14 protein-coding genes are annotated in these 16,125 nt (G+C 40.8%); 7 read left to right on the top strand and 7 right to left on the bottom strand.

The window, feature by feature from the left end:
• Nucleotides 1–365 precede the first annotated feature (365 nt).
• From LQ203_RS15770 to LQ203_RS15760, 3 genes are read left to right on the top strand one after another with little or no spacing between them, the layout of a single operon-like run.
• Nucleotides 366–1,133: an ABC transporter ATP-binding protein gene (locus tag LQ203_RS15770; RefSeq protein WP_230159324.1), complete on the top strand. Its 768-nt coding sequence runs from the start codon at nucleotides 366–368 to the stop codon at nucleotides 1,131–1,133.
• Nucleotides 1,120–3,039 (top strand): ABC transporter permease, encoded by a 1,920-nt coding sequence (locus LQ203_RS15765; RefSeq protein ID WP_230159323.1) that lies wholly within the window; start codon nucleotides 1,120–1,122, stop codon nucleotides 3,037–3,039. The genes LQ203_RS15770 and LQ203_RS15765 overlap by 14 nt, the downstream gene beginning before the upstream one ends.
• A 5-nt stretch (nucleotides 3,040–3,044) precedes the next feature.
• Entirely contained in the window at nucleotides 3,045–3,404 is a 360-nt protein-coding gene (locus LQ203_RS15760; protein WP_230159322.1) for a YxeA family protein, read from the top strand.
• A 70-nt stretch (nucleotides 3,405–3,474) separates the two neighbouring features.
• Here LQ203_RS15760 and LQ203_RS15755 read toward each other — a convergent pair whose 3' ends face one another.
• Together LQ203_RS15755 and LQ203_RS15750 are read right to left on the bottom strand one after the other, a co-directional pair.
• Nucleotides 3,475–4,914 carry a HAMP domain-containing sensor histidine kinase gene (locus tag LQ203_RS15755; protein ID WP_230159321.1) on the bottom strand — a complete coding sequence of 480 codons (1,440 nt, stop codon included), beginning with the start codon at nucleotides 4,912–4,914 and terminating at the stop codon, nucleotides 3,475–3,477.
• On the bottom strand, nucleotides 4,911–5,621 hold the full coding sequence (locus tag LQ203_RS15750) for a response regulator transcription factor (RefSeq protein WP_230159320.1): 711 nt from the start codon (nucleotides 5,619–5,621) through the stop codon (nucleotides 4,911–4,913). Before LQ203_RS15750 ends, LQ203_RS15755 begins: the two co-directional genes overlap by 4 nt.
• Before the next feature lie 250 nt (nucleotides 5,622–5,871).
• Between LQ203_RS15750 and LQ203_RS15745 the strand changes: the two genes are divergently transcribed.
• A complete protein-coding gene (locus LQ203_RS15745) occupies nucleotides 5,872–7,044 on the top strand; it encodes an MFS transporter (RefSeq protein WP_230159319.1) in 1,173 nt (390 codons plus the stop codon).
• 76 nt (nucleotides 7,045–7,120) lie between these two features.
• Here the strand turns inward: LQ203_RS15745 and LQ203_RS15740 are convergent, their stop codons facing one another.
• From LQ203_RS15740 to LQ203_RS15720, 5 genes are all read right to left on the bottom strand, one after another.
• The gene (locus LQ203_RS15740) at nucleotides 7,121–7,858 is read right to left on the bottom strand and encodes an amino acid ABC transporter ATP-binding protein (RefSeq protein WP_230159318.1); all 738 of its coding nucleotides are present in this window, start codon (nucleotides 7,856–7,858) and stop codon (nucleotides 7,121–7,123) included.
• A gap of 29 nt (nucleotides 7,859–7,887) precedes the next feature.
• Complete coding sequence (locus tag LQ203_RS15735) at nucleotides 7,888–8,592, bottom strand: amino acid ABC transporter permease (protein WP_230159317.1); 705 nt, start codon at nucleotides 8,590–8,592, stop codon at nucleotides 7,888–7,890.
• Nucleotides 8,576–9,400, bottom strand: coding sequence for an amino acid ABC transporter substrate-binding protein (locus LQ203_RS15730; protein WP_230159316.1), 825 nt, complete (start codon nucleotides 9,398–9,400; stop codon nucleotides 8,576–8,578). Before LQ203_RS15730 ends, LQ203_RS15735 begins: the two co-directional genes overlap by 17 nt.
• A gap of 298 nt (nucleotides 9,401–9,698) precedes the next feature.
• Nucleotides 9,699–11,285, bottom strand: coding sequence for an S-layer protein (locus LQ203_RS15725; RefSeq protein ID WP_230159315.1), 1,587 nt, complete (start codon nucleotides 11,283–11,285; stop codon nucleotides 9,699–9,701).
• Between the two features lie 239 nt (nucleotides 11,286–11,524).
• The gene (locus LQ203_RS15720; RefSeq protein ID WP_230159314.1) at nucleotides 11,525–12,109 is read right to left on the bottom strand and encodes a YjgB family protein; all 585 of its coding nucleotides are present in this window, start codon (nucleotides 12,107–12,109) and stop codon (nucleotides 11,525–11,527) included.
• A 347-nt stretch (nucleotides 12,110–12,456) separates the two neighbouring features.
• Between LQ203_RS15720 and LQ203_RS15715 the strand changes: the two genes are divergently transcribed.
• The 3 genes from LQ203_RS15715 to opp4C all read left to right on the top strand — a co-directional run bounded on the left by LQ203_RS15715 (nucleotide 12,457) and on the right by opp4C (nucleotide 16,122).
• Nucleotides 12,457–14,169: an ABC transporter substrate-binding protein gene (locus LQ203_RS15715; protein ID WP_230159313.1), complete on the top strand. Its 1,713-nt coding sequence runs from the start codon at nucleotides 12,457–12,459 to the stop codon at nucleotides 14,167–14,169.
• A 62-nt stretch (nucleotides 14,170–14,231) separates the two neighbouring features.
• Nucleotides 14,232–15,188 carry an ABC transporter permease gene (locus LQ203_RS15710; RefSeq protein ID WP_230159312.1) on the top strand — a complete coding sequence of 319 codons (957 nt, stop codon included), beginning with the start codon at nucleotides 14,232–14,234 and terminating at the stop codon, nucleotides 15,186–15,188.
• A 10-nt stretch (nucleotides 15,189–15,198) separates the two neighbouring features.
• The gene (opp4C, locus tag LQ203_RS15705) at nucleotides 15,199–16,122 is read left to right on the top strand and encodes an oligopeptide ABC transporter permease (RefSeq protein WP_230159311.1); all 924 of its coding nucleotides are present in this window, start codon (nucleotides 15,199–15,201) and stop codon (nucleotides 16,120–16,122) included.
• The last annotated feature ends 3 nt before the right edge of the window (nucleotides 16,123–16,125 follow it).

Here is a 16,125-nt window from a genome sequence, read left to right as displayed (position 1 = left end):
CTCGGCGCTTTGCGCCTGCGGTGTCTCCCTTGGACGCGTTTCCCGCAGGAGTCTCGTACACCCGTTCCATTCAATTTAGTTTTAGAAATTTAGATAAAACCCCTTTTGTCTAAAAACTGTCTTAATTCGAACGTAGGATTTCCACTCCAGGTAATCGCTTTCCGCGGGCGGTTGCCCTCGTACCTCCCGTTCCAATCAACTTTAGAAATTTAGATAAAACCCTTTTTGTCTACAAAACCAACGTCTTCTATTCAATAGAAGGCGTTTTTTTTATGAATGTAAGCTTGCTGTAAGGTTGGTATAAACATGCTGTAAGGATGAGCTTTTATAGTATAAGTATCAACAAAATTGATGAGGTGAAACAAATGGAGCCATTATTGAAAGTAGAAAATATCAAAAAGACATATGGCAAATCAAATGCTGCCTATACAGCGTTGGAAAATATATCTTTTGACATAAATGAAGGAGAGTTTGTGGGGATCATGGGACCCTCTGGAGCGGGGAAATCGACGTTGCTCAATATGTTAGCAACAATTGACTCACCAACAGCAGGGAAGATTTATATGAGAGATACGAGTATTCACGATATGAGTGGTGCTGATTTAACGGATTTCAGACGTGACAATCTTGGTTTCATCTTCCAAGATTACAATTTGCTGGATTCATTGACCGTGAAGGAAAATATATTGTTGCCACTGGCGATTGCAAAAGTTCCAGTGAAAGAAATCAATAGCCTAGTGAATCGTATTGCTAAAGTATTTGGTATTGAAGATTTACTAGCAAAATACCCATACCAAATCTCCGGTGGCCAAAAGCAAAGAACAGCCGCAGCAAGAGCGCTAGTGACAGAGCCTGCATTAATACTTGCTGATGAACCAACAGGTGCACTTGATTCAAAATCAGCGACAAACCTACTGGAAAGCTTAAGTGAATTAAATGAAAATAATCATTCAACCATCATGTTGGTGACGCATGATGCATACGCAGCGAGCTTCTGCCGTCGTATTATTTTCATCAAGGATGGTACTCTTTCAACAGAAATTTACCGTCGTGATCAAACACGTAAAGCTTTCTTCCAAGAGATTTTGGATGTTCTTGCGACAATTGGAGGTGAGGTAGATGACGCTATTTAGTTTAGCGAGAAAGAATATTGCACGAAACCTCACTCAATATTTTTTATACATCGCATCCATGGTTTTTAGCATCATCATCTACTTCACATTCGTGACATTAAAATATAGCGGTACGATTGCAGAACAAACGGCTTCATCACAAAAATTAGATTCACTAATGAGTGGTGCGGCAGTCATCCTCATATTCTTTGTTGTCGTATTTATTGCCTATTCGAATTCATTCTTTATGAAAAAACGTAAAAAAGAAGTGGCCTTATATGCATTGCTTGGCGTACGAAATCGTCAAATTGGCTTTATGCTCTTCTTTGAAAACTTACTATTAGGTTTGGTTTCATTAGTTGTCGGGATCATACTAGGGTTCCTTTGTTCAAAAGGCTTCATGACGCTATTGATTTATTTAATGGGCTATGATGTCATCGCACCATTTACATTTTCGGGATCAGCAGCTTTGAACACAGCAATCGTATTTCTTCTTATTTTTTTAGTGACATCATTTCAGGGCTATCGTTTAATTTATCAATTCAAATTAATTGATCTATTCCACGCATCGAAAAAAGGGGAAGCGGCACCGAAGTCATCCATGATTGTAGCCATTCTTGGAGTTTTACTAATTATCATGGGCTATTGGTTGGCGATGCAAGATCTTTTTACTTCTAAAGTGTGGGAAAAGCTCGGCTTTTTAATGACAGCACTCATTATTTTGGCGACAGTTATTGTCGGTACGTTTTTATTGTTTCACAGTGTAACAGGGTTTGTGTTAGCCATGATTAAGAAAAATGAAAAATGGCTGTGGAAAGGTCTTCATCTAATGACGATCTCGCAACTGCTGTATCGTATAAGGGGCAATGCACGTACATTGACCGTGATTGCGGTGTTAAGTGCTACAACGGTAACAGCTGGCGGTGCGGTTTATGGTCTTTATTACAATACAAATGATCAAGTCATGACAGCCGATCCGAATACCTTCATGTATCAGCAAACGGATGAAAAAGGCGAACAACAAGTCAGCGCTGTATTGCCAAATACAAAGTACGATGAGTATATTGAAGCACGATCTGTCACATTTAATACGAAAGAATTAAACGCGGCATCAGCATTCGATAGCTCGGATAAAAGAATTTATACGGTTATCAGCGAAAAAACATATAACAAATTAGCAGCAGTACAAGACAAGGAATCACTGCATGTGAGCGCTGACAATGCAGTCATTTTAGATATTGGATATGACAAAAGATTCTCACCTAAATACGAGGATAAGACCATCACGACAGAAAATGGCACGGCAATCACATTCCAAAGCTTTAAAACACAAACCGTTTTAAATGCCGGCACGGCAGGTATTGCAGTAGTGGTATCAAATGATCAATTTATAGCATTACAAAAAGAAGGGAAGGCACTTAAATATCGTGTCATAGGTGTGGACAAAGCTTCTACGGATTTATCTGAAGAAATTGCAAAACAAATGCCTGAAGATGCGCTATTTTCTAGTGCCCCTCAAGATTTACAAACAAGTATGGAAAGCGTAGGCTCATTGCTCTTTATCGGAAGCTTCCTTGGTCTGGTTTTCTTAGCTGCGACAGGCAGTATCATTTACTTTAAGGTTTTAACGGAAGCAGAGGAAGATAAATCACAATACAATATGCTTCATAAAATGGGTGTCAGCGCAAAAGAAATGCGGAAATCCATTGCATCACAAGTATTCATCATCTTCTTCGTACCACTGGCAGCAGGGTTATTTCACAGTGCTGTGGCGTTGAAAGCCTTCTCTAGCATATTGATGATGGACCTGGCAAAACCTGTGTTGATCTGGATGATTGCTTATACGGTTATCTACGGTCTGTATTATCTTTTAACGGTAGTGTCTTACAATCGTATAATCACACAAAATAATAAAACAGAAGGGTGATCGAGATGAAAAAATTTCTAATGGTAGTGGGCATTTTGTTTTTACTTGGAGCAATAGGAGTTTTCGCGCTAAGTAAAATGGACTTCAACCGCATGAATGCGAGCAATTATTATTTGCAAATTACAGAGGATGGGGTACAACATGAAACCAAACTGGATGATGGTTCAGTGATGAACTCCTATTCTTATAAACTGGACGCCACAAATGCTGATGGAGAAACATTACTACTTGAATTCACGGCACAAAAAAATCTTCGGAAAGATGCCTACTTGAAAATGTACGTGAAAAATGGAGATGAAGTATCTTCATATGATGAAGTGAAACTTGAGGAAATACCAGAGAAGGCACAAAAAAAATTAAAATAAGAAAGCAGGGCTGTCCCCAATAAATTAGTGGGGAACAGCCCTTTTCTCTGCCTGTTAAGAAATACTCGGCTCATAATAGTATAGTAATGGTGGTTCCTTTATTTTCAAGGCTGGTCAAATCAAGTTTCCCATTATGGGCTGAAATAATATCTCTTGCAATAGCCATTCCTAAACCAGTCCCATGTGCACTGGCTGTATTCGTACCTCGATAGTAGCGCTCAAAAACCTGTTCGATGTCTTTTGAGGGAATACCGCGGCCATTATCGGCAATGGTAATTTGGGTATGAAGCTCCGAGGCTTTGGAAATGTTGCATGGCGGTTGCTCTTGTAAACATAGCGGATAAATACGATCAATTTGTATTTTTACAACGACATTATCATCGTTATGAACAAGTGCATTGTAGATAAAGTTAAGGATTGCCCGTTTCAGTAACTTTTTATCCACTTTATGTGTTACTTTATCCACATTTGTCTCAAATTCAACCTTTCGATCACCAAATTGTGCATCATTTAAAAGCTCAATCGTCATTTCGCGTATGAAGCCAACGATATCCACTTCTTCAAACTGCAAAGGGAGTCGTTGATGGCGCAAACGCATCGTTAAATTGAGGTCTTCTAGCAATTCCTTCATATAAATGGACTGTCTATGAATAATGGATGTATACTCATACATTTCTTGCGGTGTTAAATCTGCCGCATTATCTTTCATCAATTCTGTATAACCATGGATGGAAGCAAGCGGTGTTTTCATGTCATGCGAGACATTGCTAATCCATTCCTCGCGCGTTTGGTCGAGAAGATCACGTTCTTTCTCATATTGATCTAACTTTACCGATAGTTCATTCATATTGCGAAATACATCTTCATAAACGCCTTTTGGTATACTCATCTTCTTAAAGCGTCTTTCCCGCAGCTGCTGAATTCCTTCTATTAATATGTTAAGTGGATTGGTTAACCTTTTCCCAAATAAAAATCCAATGACTAATGCAATAATAATATCCACGATTAAAAATAGTAAAAGTAAGATGTTAAAGTTTTTAAAAACCTTTGCATAATCATAGGTCAGTACATAACGACCTATTTTCTGTTCCTTAACACCTAGAAAATAGCTGAATTCTTGGGCTTCGCCGACAAAAACAGTCGTCTCTGCATCAATTTCTTTATACTTATACATTTGCACGATTTCAATAGGGGAGTACACGGTTTGCAAATTATCAGGCGTATAAAAGGACGCCACTTGCTCACCCTTAGTATTCAAAAATTGTATCCAGGCCTTATTTTTCCGTAGTTTTTCCAGTCCTTCTTCATTTACCATCGGTTTATTATCCTGCAATTTTACATATTGTGAAAATGTTCGGCTGAAGTTTTCTGCAGATACTTCATCTGTCCCAAAATTATGCATGGCCCGATAAAAGAGTAAGCTGAGGAGTAAAATTGTATTTACAATCCCTACGATTACAACAATTGTCACAACGGATCCTAAAAAGCGCCGTGTCAATTTCCACTTCATCTTGTTTCACCCTTGGTTAGTAATTTATAACCAAGCCCTTTAACGGTAATTAAAAAAGAAGGCTTTGAAGGATCTGCCTCGATTTTTTCGCGTAAACGGCGAATATGTACCATCACTGTATTATCAGAGCCAAAGAAATCATCGCCCCATACATGTTCGAACAAGGTTTCCTTGCTCAAGATCTGATTCGGGTGATGCATAAAACAGCTCATCAGTCCGATTTCTTTAGCTGTGAGCTCAATCGATTCTCCATCCTTTTTCACTTCTGTTTCATTTGCACTAAGCTTAAAAGGACCCACTTGCAAATTTTTCGGAGCCGCTTTTTCCTCTGAAAAGCCAGCACGTCTTAGTTGTGCCTTTACTCGATAAGCCACTTCTTTCGGACTGAATGGTTTGGTAATATAATCATCGCCGCCTATCGCCAACCCTAAAAGCTTGTCAATTTCCTCATCCTTTGCAGACAAAAATAAAATGGGCACATTCGACACTTCACGAATTTGCTTGCATAAATCATAGCCTTCGCCATCAGGCAGCATAATATCTAGCAAGACAAGTGCAGGATTAATCTCCTGAAACTTTGCCCAACCATCCGCAATCGTCCCAGCCTTTACAATATTTGCAATGCCTTCCTTATGTAAAACGGTCTCCATGAGACGCGCCAAATCTTCTTCATCGTCAATAATTAAAATCCACTGATCATTCGCCATTTCTCTACCTCCCAAACATCCATTTTACCCTATAGTATAGTGTACCCCATAGCAAAAAATAAGGGGAGGGGACAGCGATCTTTGGGATAAGTGGTGTCTTAGGGAGAAAGAAGATCGTGCTTCTACTGATTTGGTAATGGTTGTATGATAAACTGTTTAAAGTATTGCTAGGCAGATCATGCTGAGTATTATGGTTTTTTAACCAAAATCTTTTTTTATTGAATGTGGAAGTATAAAGGAGAAAAAAATAATGGAAACAAAAAAGGTGTTACCCGTTCTGTTTTTAGTGATGTTTTTAGTCATGGTCGGGTTTGGGATCATCATTCCCGTCATTCCTTTCCTCGCTGAAAAGGTTGGGGGCAGTCCAACTGAGCTTGGTCTTTTAATGGCTGTTTATTCGTTAATGCAATTATTTTTTGCCCCGATGTGGGGAAGGATCTCTGACCGGATAGGGCGTAAGCCTGTCATGGTAATCGGCATTGCTGGATTGGCCGTTTCGTTTTTCATCATGGCTTCGGCAGACTCTTTATTGGTGTTATTTGTAGCTAGGATTATTGGCGGGATTTTATCATCGGCAAACATGCCGACCGCAATGGCGTATGTGGCTGATATCACGACGCCGGAAGATAGGGGAAAAGGGATGGGGATCATCGGGGCTGCTACAGGGCTTGGATTCATTTTCGGTCCGGCGATTGGAGGGGTTTTCTCCAAAACAAGTTTGAATTTACCTTTTTACATTGCCGGGATTACCTCTCTGATTACGTTAATTTTAGTGATTGCCATCCTGAAGGAATCACATACAGTTGAAAAGAGAGCCAATCAGACTAAAAATAAAGAGTCCATGTGGAAAGCCTTCAAAGGACCTCTTACGATCATGTTCATACTACAATTGATCGTCACGCTTTCAATGGCAGGACTTGAAACGACTTTTGCTTATTTCGCCGCCAAAAAAGCTGATATAAGTCTTGTTCAATTAGGATATATCTTTATGATCATGGGATTTGGCAGTGCGATCGTTCAAGGTGGGTTAGTGGGAAGGATGACAAAGAAATATGGGGAAGGTGCGGTCATACGAATCGGCATCATCATTTCGGCAGTTGGTTTTATTCTCATCCTGTTTTCTTCAGGCTTCTGGACATCAGCGGTCTTCCTTACGATTTTCGGAGTGGGTAACGGATTCATCCGGCCGGCAATTTCAGCACTGCTGACCAAAAGGTCTTCGACAGGGCATGGCAGTGTAACCGGCCTGCTTTCTTCCTTTGACTCATTCGGCAGGATAGCGGGGCCACCAATCGGCGGTTGGTTATTTTCGATTTCGATAGGTTTACCTTTCATATCAGGCGCAATCCTTTCCGTTTTTGCATTGATTCTTTTCCAGATTTACCACGCACGGACTAAAAAACAAGTACAAGCATCTCATTAATTTGATGATAGCAAAAAACCCCATTTCTAAAAATAGGGTTTGTCTTGGGCGGTGCTTATGACAAGCACCGTTTTCTTTATTGAATCATGTTCAGGAATTTGCGTGTGCGTTCTTCTTTCGGATTCGTGAAAATTTGTTCGGGTGTTCCTCGTTCCATTATTATTCCTTCATCCATGAAAATGACCTCGTCGGCGACCTCGCGAGCGAAACGCATTTCATGAGTGACAACGATCATTGTCATGCCTTCTTCTTTTGCCAGATCTTTCATGACCCGTAACACGTCTCCAACAAGTTCAGGGTCAAGAGCAGAGGTGGGTTCATCGAATAGCATGACCTTTGGCTCCATTGCCAGAGCCCTTGCAATACCGACACGTTGCTGCTGACCGCCGGACAACTGAAAAGGATAAAAATCAACTTTGTCACCTAAGCCCACTTTTGTAAGCAGGGCAGCAGCCGTTTCTTTCGCTTGATGTTTGGCTATGTTTTTTACAATGATGGGGCCTTCCATTACATTTTCCACAGCCGTTTTATGGGGGAAGAGGTTATAGCTTTGGAACACCATCCCTGTCAAACTGCGAAAAGATGTAATTGATTTTTTTTTAACGGGTTTTTTGAAGTCCATGACGATTTCATCAATTTCGATCGTTCCGTCCGTTGGCACCTCAAGGAGATTCAAACACCGAAGAAAGGTTGTTTTACCTGAACCCGAAGGACCGATCAATACGATGACTTTACCTTGCTCCACTTCCAAATCGATGCCCCTTAATACTTCAAGGTCACCAAACGATTTATGAAGATTCTTAATGTTGATCATTTTAAAATCCCCTTTAATTACTGCGGTTCTTATTTTGCTACATAACGATTAAGTCTGTCCTCTAAACTTCCTTGAATGAAAGATAGAATGGTACACAAAATCCAATATAAAGCAGCTGCTTCCATGTATAATAGTAGAAATTCATAGTTTTTTGCAGCAATTTCTTGAGCTTTACGGAATAATTCCGTTACAAGAATGAGTGATGCAAGCGATGTATCTTTTAAAAGGCTAATGAACGTGTTGGATAATGGGGGAATGGATACACGCGCTGCTTGCGGCAAAATGATGCGCTTTAAAGCTTGGGTATATGTCATCCCGATTGAATAGCCTGCTTCCCATTGTCCTTTTGGTATGGATAAAATGGCTGCTCGTATAATTTCCGAAGCGTATGCTCCCACATTTAAAGAGAATCCTATAATAGCCGATATGAAAGGATTAATGGTTAAACCTAAATTTGGAAGTCCATAGAAAATGATAAATAATTGCACAAGTAAAGGTGTCCCGCGGATGATTGACACATATACACGCGCAATTATTTGAAAGATTTTAATGGAAGATAGTCTAGCCAATGCTGTAAGTACAGCGAGAATAAGTCCGAGAACGAATGTGATCAATGTTAGTGGAATCGTATATTTAATAGCTCCCTCTATCATCGGATAGAGGGAGGTTTGAGCGATGGAAACAAGCTGGTTCATACGCTCAGGGTCACTGAAAATATTACTTAGGAGAAACATCTTCACCAAACCATTTATCTGAGATTTTTGCGTACGTGCCGTCGTCTTTCATGGCTTTAAATGCTTTGTTTACTTCTTCCACTAATTTGTCGCTGTCTTTTCTGAACATTAAACCACTGGCAACTCCGCTTTCTTCCTCATCTGCCACTTTGATAGGTGCATCCGGGTGTTGCTTTTTATAATCAAGGTACGACAATTTGTCATTGATAGTAGCATCTACACGTTTAGAGCCGATAAGCTGTACAGACTGGGAAAATCCTTCTATACCGGTAACTTCAGCACCATGTGATTTGGCTATTTCATTGTAGTTACTCGTTAAAGATTGAGCAGAAGTCTTACCTTTCAAGTCATCGAATGATTTAATATCCGAATTATCTTTGTGAACAAGTAAAACGGCTCCTGATTGGATATATGGATCAGAGAAATCATATTTCTTTTGACGGTCTTTATCGATGCCCACTTGGTTTGCGATCATATCAAAACGTTTCGCATCCAATCCTGCAAACATGCCGTCCCATTGTGTTTCCTTGAATTCAGCTTTCACTCCAAGGCGTTTTGCCACTTCTTTAGCTATTTCTACATCAAACCCTGTTAGTTTGTCCGAATCATCGTGGAATGTGAAAGGAGGGTATGTACCTTCTGTTCCGACTGTTAATACGCCATCTTTTTTAACTTTATCATATAGATTTTCTTTTGAAGAGGATTTATTGCCGGTATCATTTGCCTCATCTTTTGTACTTGTACCACAAGCGGCAAGTACAACCGTGAATGCTAACAATAGCGATAAAAGTGTAACCATTTTTTTCATTTCGGTAAACCTCCTAGTAATCTGATAGGGATTGATACTCTGTGATACTATACAAGAAAAGGTGAAAAGTCAATGAAAATAACTTGTATCTTTAGTGTTATGAAATCTTGGTGAATTATACGGATTTTATGGATTGAAGTGAATTAAAAACTCAAGTTTTGCCTTCCGGAATTCCAAGGAAGTCCTCCATAAAAATGAAATGTTCATTAAGACTTTCTACATATAGCAAAAACTCTCATCCACGTAGATTAGCAGGCGGATGAGAGTCTATTTTGGACCGTCGGAACATTTTTATTACTTAATGTATGACATGCTTTCTATCCTCAACGCTAACGAAAATAGGATTCGAATAGAACCAAAGGTCTTTATAGTTACGTTTGTTGATTTCGGTAAAACGTGTTTCGTTATCCTCAATGTCTGTCTTTGTATCGATCAGCGGTTCACCGTCAATCGTTTCTCCAGAGACATTTTCCGCTAAATTCGTGCCTCGCAAACGGAAATATTGATCCTTGCTCGCTTTGACTTTGTAAGTGATGGAATGGTAGCCTTCGTTATCAATTTTCCAGTCTTTACTTGTAAAGCGTTTAACCACTTTGGTCGTATCATTGGTGGCTTTATTATAAGCAGGTGTACCTGGCACAGCTTTTCCGGTTACTTCCCCCGAAATTAAATCCACATGATCCACCTTGACAGCGTCCCCGTTGTTGTTCTTTTCGGGGCTCTTAAATCGGATGGTGATCTTGACCAATTGTCCTTCCTTCACTTTAAGGTCCCCACCCATATCCACCTTGTTATGTCCGGTTTTAGCTTGGAAATCAAGGGCGTTGATCAAGTCACCGAAAACGGAGAAGGATTTCCCTGATCGCATGCCGTCAAGGACGGATTGCATCGTTGAACCTTTCACCCAAGTATAATTCTTGGAATATTCGCCAGGCCAGTATCCGCTGGAGTAAAGTCGGTTTTGACTGATTTCGAAATGAGAGTCCGAATTGGAAAAGGTCCAGAACTGACGACCTTCACCAAGCAGCGCATCCCATGCACCACCTACCTTAGCAAGCATGTAATCGGAACCGCCATAGGTCCTGTTTTCGGGCGTTGTCAGGTTTAAGCCACCTCTGTCTGGCTCCATCTGGTTTCCCGGCATCCCTTCAAATCCGAACATGACATCCGGCGCGATATTGTTAAAGTCGCGGAAATCAGATATGTTGTACACCCTTTTTCTTGATGGATGGTTCAAAATGGCATAACTTGTATGCTTATAATTCTTCTCAAGCCATGCCAAAGCTGTTCGAGCATCCTCTGGTGTCTTATTGGCCCTTTGATCTTGGGCTTTCCAAACGGCTACATCCGCAGGATCAAACATCTTTTCATTTTGGTTGGTGAACAAATACTCGAACTGATTGCCGGCTTTCAGACTTTTCGATGATCCTGACTGATTTCCCAAAATTCCTATGCCGACATGTTCATAGGTGGGCATGTCCCATTCGAAGCCCGAAAAGATGACTTTATTTTTATATTTGCCCTCTTTTTGCAGTTGTTCCATTTTCGGGGCTTGATATTGAATGATTCCCTGAGAAAGCGGAATCGGTCCGCCTGGTATCAGATGTCCCTCATCATCCCTTGAAGACATTCTCAAGTGGTCGGAAATTCCCATCCAATCCATCTCATACTTGTGAAATGCGTTATTTAGGACGCTCTCGAGGGTTTGAGATTCTTCGGCATCGTCGGACTGCGTGGTATGGACATGATATTCCCCTTTTAACCATCTGCCTCCAGGATTTAACTTGTTGTTTTCTTCTGCATCTTTTGCAGCGACCGGAAGACCTTGAGAAAGGATGGCCATGCTAAGAACCAATCCTGTGAATGATTTGAACTTACTTATCATTTTTCCGCACCTCCAAATAATGAAATAATATGGAACAAGCTAATTTTATTGTAAAAATATTAATAATCTGTTTGGGAAGAGTATGGTTTTTGTAAATGGATGAACGGTTAAGGTTCCATTGAAGACTATCAAAAAAACCTGGAAAATTAATTGTGAGTTTGATAGAGAATGAGGGAGGGAGCTAGAAAAAAAGGTTGCAGAGAAAAATCTCTACAACCTGCGAAGAAGAATATTGAAGTTTATTTAGCCTCAAGTAAATTGATATGATTTACGGTTTGATCTTCACCTACGATGAATTGAAGTTCATAATCACCTGTCTTGTAGATATAGTTGATTTCATTCGTACTGTATATATGGCGTATTTGGTCCGCTCTACCGAGTTGTTTCCCTAAAACTTTAGGAGTGATGCCTCCTAGGTTATGGTCCCGTTCTACATTTGTCCCAAAATACCGGATTTGAGAGATGACCTTGTCTTCATTATAAGCAAAGGCAAATCCTGGATGTCCCATTTCTGCATGGTAATAGTCAAAAGCTTCATCGGCATTCCCTGGTTCAGGGGGAGAACCGAATGTAGCATATACTTCTTGTTGGGTATTTTCTTTAATTTTCAAACCCGTTGCCGTATAAGGCATTTCCCCTGAAAAGGCTTTATTGTAGATTTCATGTAAGGTGGTAACGGCGTGTTCCTTTGCTGTGCTAGAAGTGGAATCTATTTTGGATGCAGCTTCAACCGGTTCTGTTGAAAATGATGCTCCTGCCCCTAAAAGAGAACCGGTTAGAATGGCGGCGCTAATCATTCTTGATGCTGGTTTTTTAGATAACATTACGTATCCCTCCCATATTATTGGTTTTCCACAAATTTCTACTCTTGAAACATTTTCGTCGTGACGTTCCCATCGCGTAGTAATCCGAGATTTCTATGATGCCTTTAATAGGCATTTATTTTTTATAAACCGTGTTTTAAAAAAGATGCTAGCCGTCACTCATATAAAGTCCTTTATTTTCCCTGGTTGTAATCAAAAGTATTTATTGACAAAATTATCTAGTTTAAGTAAGCTTACAAGATAAATCACACAAAACCTGTCAGAATAATAAGCTTTAAATTCATTTGCCGATTTCGCATGGTAATACATAGTGGCAGGGAGTGTGAAAAATGAATGGGGGTTTGGGAATGAAAAAAGGAATCAGTGGTCTTATTCTTTTAATTGGTTTGTTATTGCTTTTATCAGCATGTGCATTAAGCAGTTCAGGGGATGAAGAGACAAAGGATAGCGAGCAAAAAAAAGACGATGTCACTGTAGAAAAGGCAGAGGAAAAAAGCTATAAAGCAACAGACTTGTCTGTTTTGCCTGATAAAACCAAAGCAAGAAAAGATACGTTTGTTGCAGGCATATCAGCTCCAGGAGGGGTGTTCCTTCCTTATTTTTATGAAAATGGATGGGATGGCAACGTAACGACGCCAATTTTCTCACCGCTTGTGGACCTTGATAAAGATGGAAAACCGGTTCCGATTCTGGCAGAGAGCTGGGATACTTCTAAAGATCAATTGACCTATACGTTTCATCTGAGGAAAAACGCCAAATTCAGCGATGGCTCCCCGGTTACGGCAGATGATGTTGCGTTTACGCTTACTCTTCTTCATGATCCTGCTTACACTGGATATCAGGACATTTCTTTAGCAGAAATCAAAGGAGGTAAAGAGTATAAAGAAGGCAAAGCAAAATCGATAGAAGGCATTAAAGTATTGGATGACCAAAGGATTGAAATTACGACTGAAAAAGTAAATGCGAAGGCATTATTAATTCTTGGAGGCCAGGTGCTTTCCAAGGCATATTACGGAAAAGACTATGAATATGGTAAATTGGATTACTTAAAAGAGCTGTATTCAAAACCACTTGGTGCGGGACCATATGTGTTCTCTAAATATGTACCTGGTCAGGAAATTCGCTATACGGCGAACGGTAAGTATTACAACGGGAAACCTAAAACGGAAAACCTGATTTATAAAATCATCGATAAAGCCACTTCTCTTCAGCAGTTCGAAACGGGTGAGCTTGATTATGCAAGCTTTCCGGCTGATGATGACACAGTAGGGCAATTGGAAAGCTTGAAATTTGCCAATGTGCAAGTGGCCCCAGTGAATGATTACGGGTTGATTTATGTAAATAATACGCGACCGCAATTTAAGGATAAAGAAGTACGCCAGGCACTGCTATATGGAATGGACCGCCAGAAAATTGTCGACGTACGATTTAAAGGCTTTGGGCAGGTAGCAGACGTTCCGGTTTCTCCAGTTTCATGGGCCTACGACAATGAAGGCGTCACACAATATGAATTTGATGCAAAGAAAGCAAAAGAACTTCTGGATAAAGCTGGCTGGAAGATCGGGGAAAATGGGATCCGTGAAAAAGACGGCGTACAACTGAAAATCCGCTATCTGACTGCAGATGCTGAAGATGCCGTGATTCCAATCGCTAAAGAAAATTACTCTGACATTGGCATTCAATTCGAACCGGAAATAACGGACTTCAATGCCCTTGTATCCAAGCTATCCGCAAAAGAGTATGATTTTGCAGCGGTATCCACATCACAAATCCTTGACCCGAGCGATACAGTGGAAGACCTTTCGACCGATAACCCTAATAACTATGTGGGTTATTCCAATCCTAAAGTTGATAAATTGATTCAAGAAGGATTAGGCACTCTTGATATCGAAAAACGTAAAGGATTATATCATGAACTCTATAAGGAATTTACACAGGATCCGCCATATATCCTCATTCATTACCGCCAGAGTGCAAGAGCGATCAGCGGACAAATCGAAGGATTGGTTCCTGACAACTATACAGGCATAGGCTCTAGCTTACCGAATATTTCAATTTAAAAGTAAGATGTAAAATGCCTGGCGCATAGCTGGGCATTTTATCTGCAAAGGGGAATTACCAGGTGAAACAATATGTGCTGCAACGATTTATACAAATGATCATTATTTTGTTTGGAACGTCATTTATCATTTTCTTTTTATTTGCCATGCTTCCTGGTGATTATATCGATTCCAACTTAAGTCTCACACCCGAAAGGGCTCAGGAGCTGAAGGCGTTATACGGACTTGACCAGCCCATGCTGCAGCGCTATTTCACATGGCTAGGGAATGTGTTTCAAGGGAATCTCGGTTACTCCTTAAAACATCAGGAAAGTGTAACTTCGCTGCTAAATAAATATGTGTGGAACTCATTTATAGTGGCGTTGCTCGCGTTGTTCCTGACGTGGACCATCGCCCTTTTGACCGGTGTTCTTTCTGCCATTAAGCAATACTCATTGTTGGATGGGATCGTTACATTTTTCGTATTTGCCGCCATGTCGTTCCCTTCCTTTTTCATCAGTCTGCTATTCATAAAATGGTTTGGTGTGGATCTGAAAATCCTGCCGGTCGGCGGCATGATTGATACGGGGAGTAACAGCACTGGGTTTGCCTATATTCTCGAGGTTGGCAAGCATATGATATTACCGGTAACCATTTTAACGCTGCTAAGCATCGGGTCCCTTACCCGTTATTTTCGGACCGGAATGCTTGAGGTGATCCGCCAGGATTATATCCGTACGGCAAGGGCAAAAGGGTTAAAGGAAAGTGTGGTTATCTTTAAGCATGCTCTTAAAAATGCCATTCTTCCAGTCATTACGCTGCTTGCCTTTGAATTGCCTGGGCTTTTTTCCGGGGCGATCATCATGGAACAGATCTTCAATTGGCCTGGAGTAGGGAGAATTCAACTTGAATCAGTCAGTTTCCGGGATTACCCTGTCCTGATGGCATTCACTCTGTTTCTTTCCTGCCTTACCATCATCGGTAATTTTCTTGCTGATGTGACGTACGCAGCGGTCGATCCGAGAATCAGGCTGAAATAGGGGGATGAAAATGGAGACTGTCAAACAATTAATCTATAAGGAGAAGAAACCGGTGAAGGTTAAATCCCCTTCATTATGGAAACAGACCTATCGTCGCCTAAAAAAGAACAAATTGGCGATGATCAGTTTATTTTTTCTCATATTCATGTTTTTGCTTAGTTTTGTCGGGCCGTATTTTTCGCCCTATATTCTTGATAGGACAGATATTGCCTATGCCAATCGGCCGCCAAGTGCCTCCCATTGGCTTGGGACGGACAATTATGGCCGAGATGTCCTGACAAGGCTGATGATGGCAGGACAGATCTCGTTAACGATAGGTCTTGCTTCCATGTTCCTATCCATTGTAATCGGAGCATTTCTTGGTGCCGTTTCTGGCTTTTATCGCGGAGTCGTTGATTTGGTCATCATGCGTCTCGCGGATATATTAATGTCCATTCCGGGATTGCCGCTGCTGCTGATCATGGGAGCCATCCTTTCCGAGTGGAAGGTCCCATCCGAATACAGGCTGTACATCATCATGATCATGCTAAGCGTTGTCGGCTGGCCGGCGCTTGCAAGACTTGTGCGGGGGCAGATTTTATCCTTAAGGGAGCAGCCCTTCATGCAAGCAACGGAAGTTCTTGGATTAAGCGACAGACGAAAGATATTCCATCATCTGATTCCGAATACTCTGCCATTGTTGCTTGTTGTGGCAACCTTAAATGTGGCGGGTTCGATACTCAGTGAATCGGCGTTGAGCTTTCTTGGGCTGGGAGTCGTTCCTCCTACACCTTCTTGGGGGAATATGATGGACGCCGCCAATAATTATATGGACTTCCGAAAGCGACCATGGCTATGGATTCCACCTGGATTAACGATCTTTTTAACAGTGGTGTCCATTAATTTATTGGGAGACGGATTGAGGGATGCGCTGGATCCGAAAATGAAAAGGTAGGTG

The sequence above is a fragment of the Peribacillus sp. Bi96 genome, from assembly GCF_918698115.1.
In the GTDB taxonomy this organism is placed as follows: Bacteria; Bacillota; Bacilli; order Bacillales; family DSM-1321; genus Peribacillus.
Note: the sequence above shows the minus strand (reverse complement) of the source record. Positions and strands in the feature narration are given on the sequence as shown.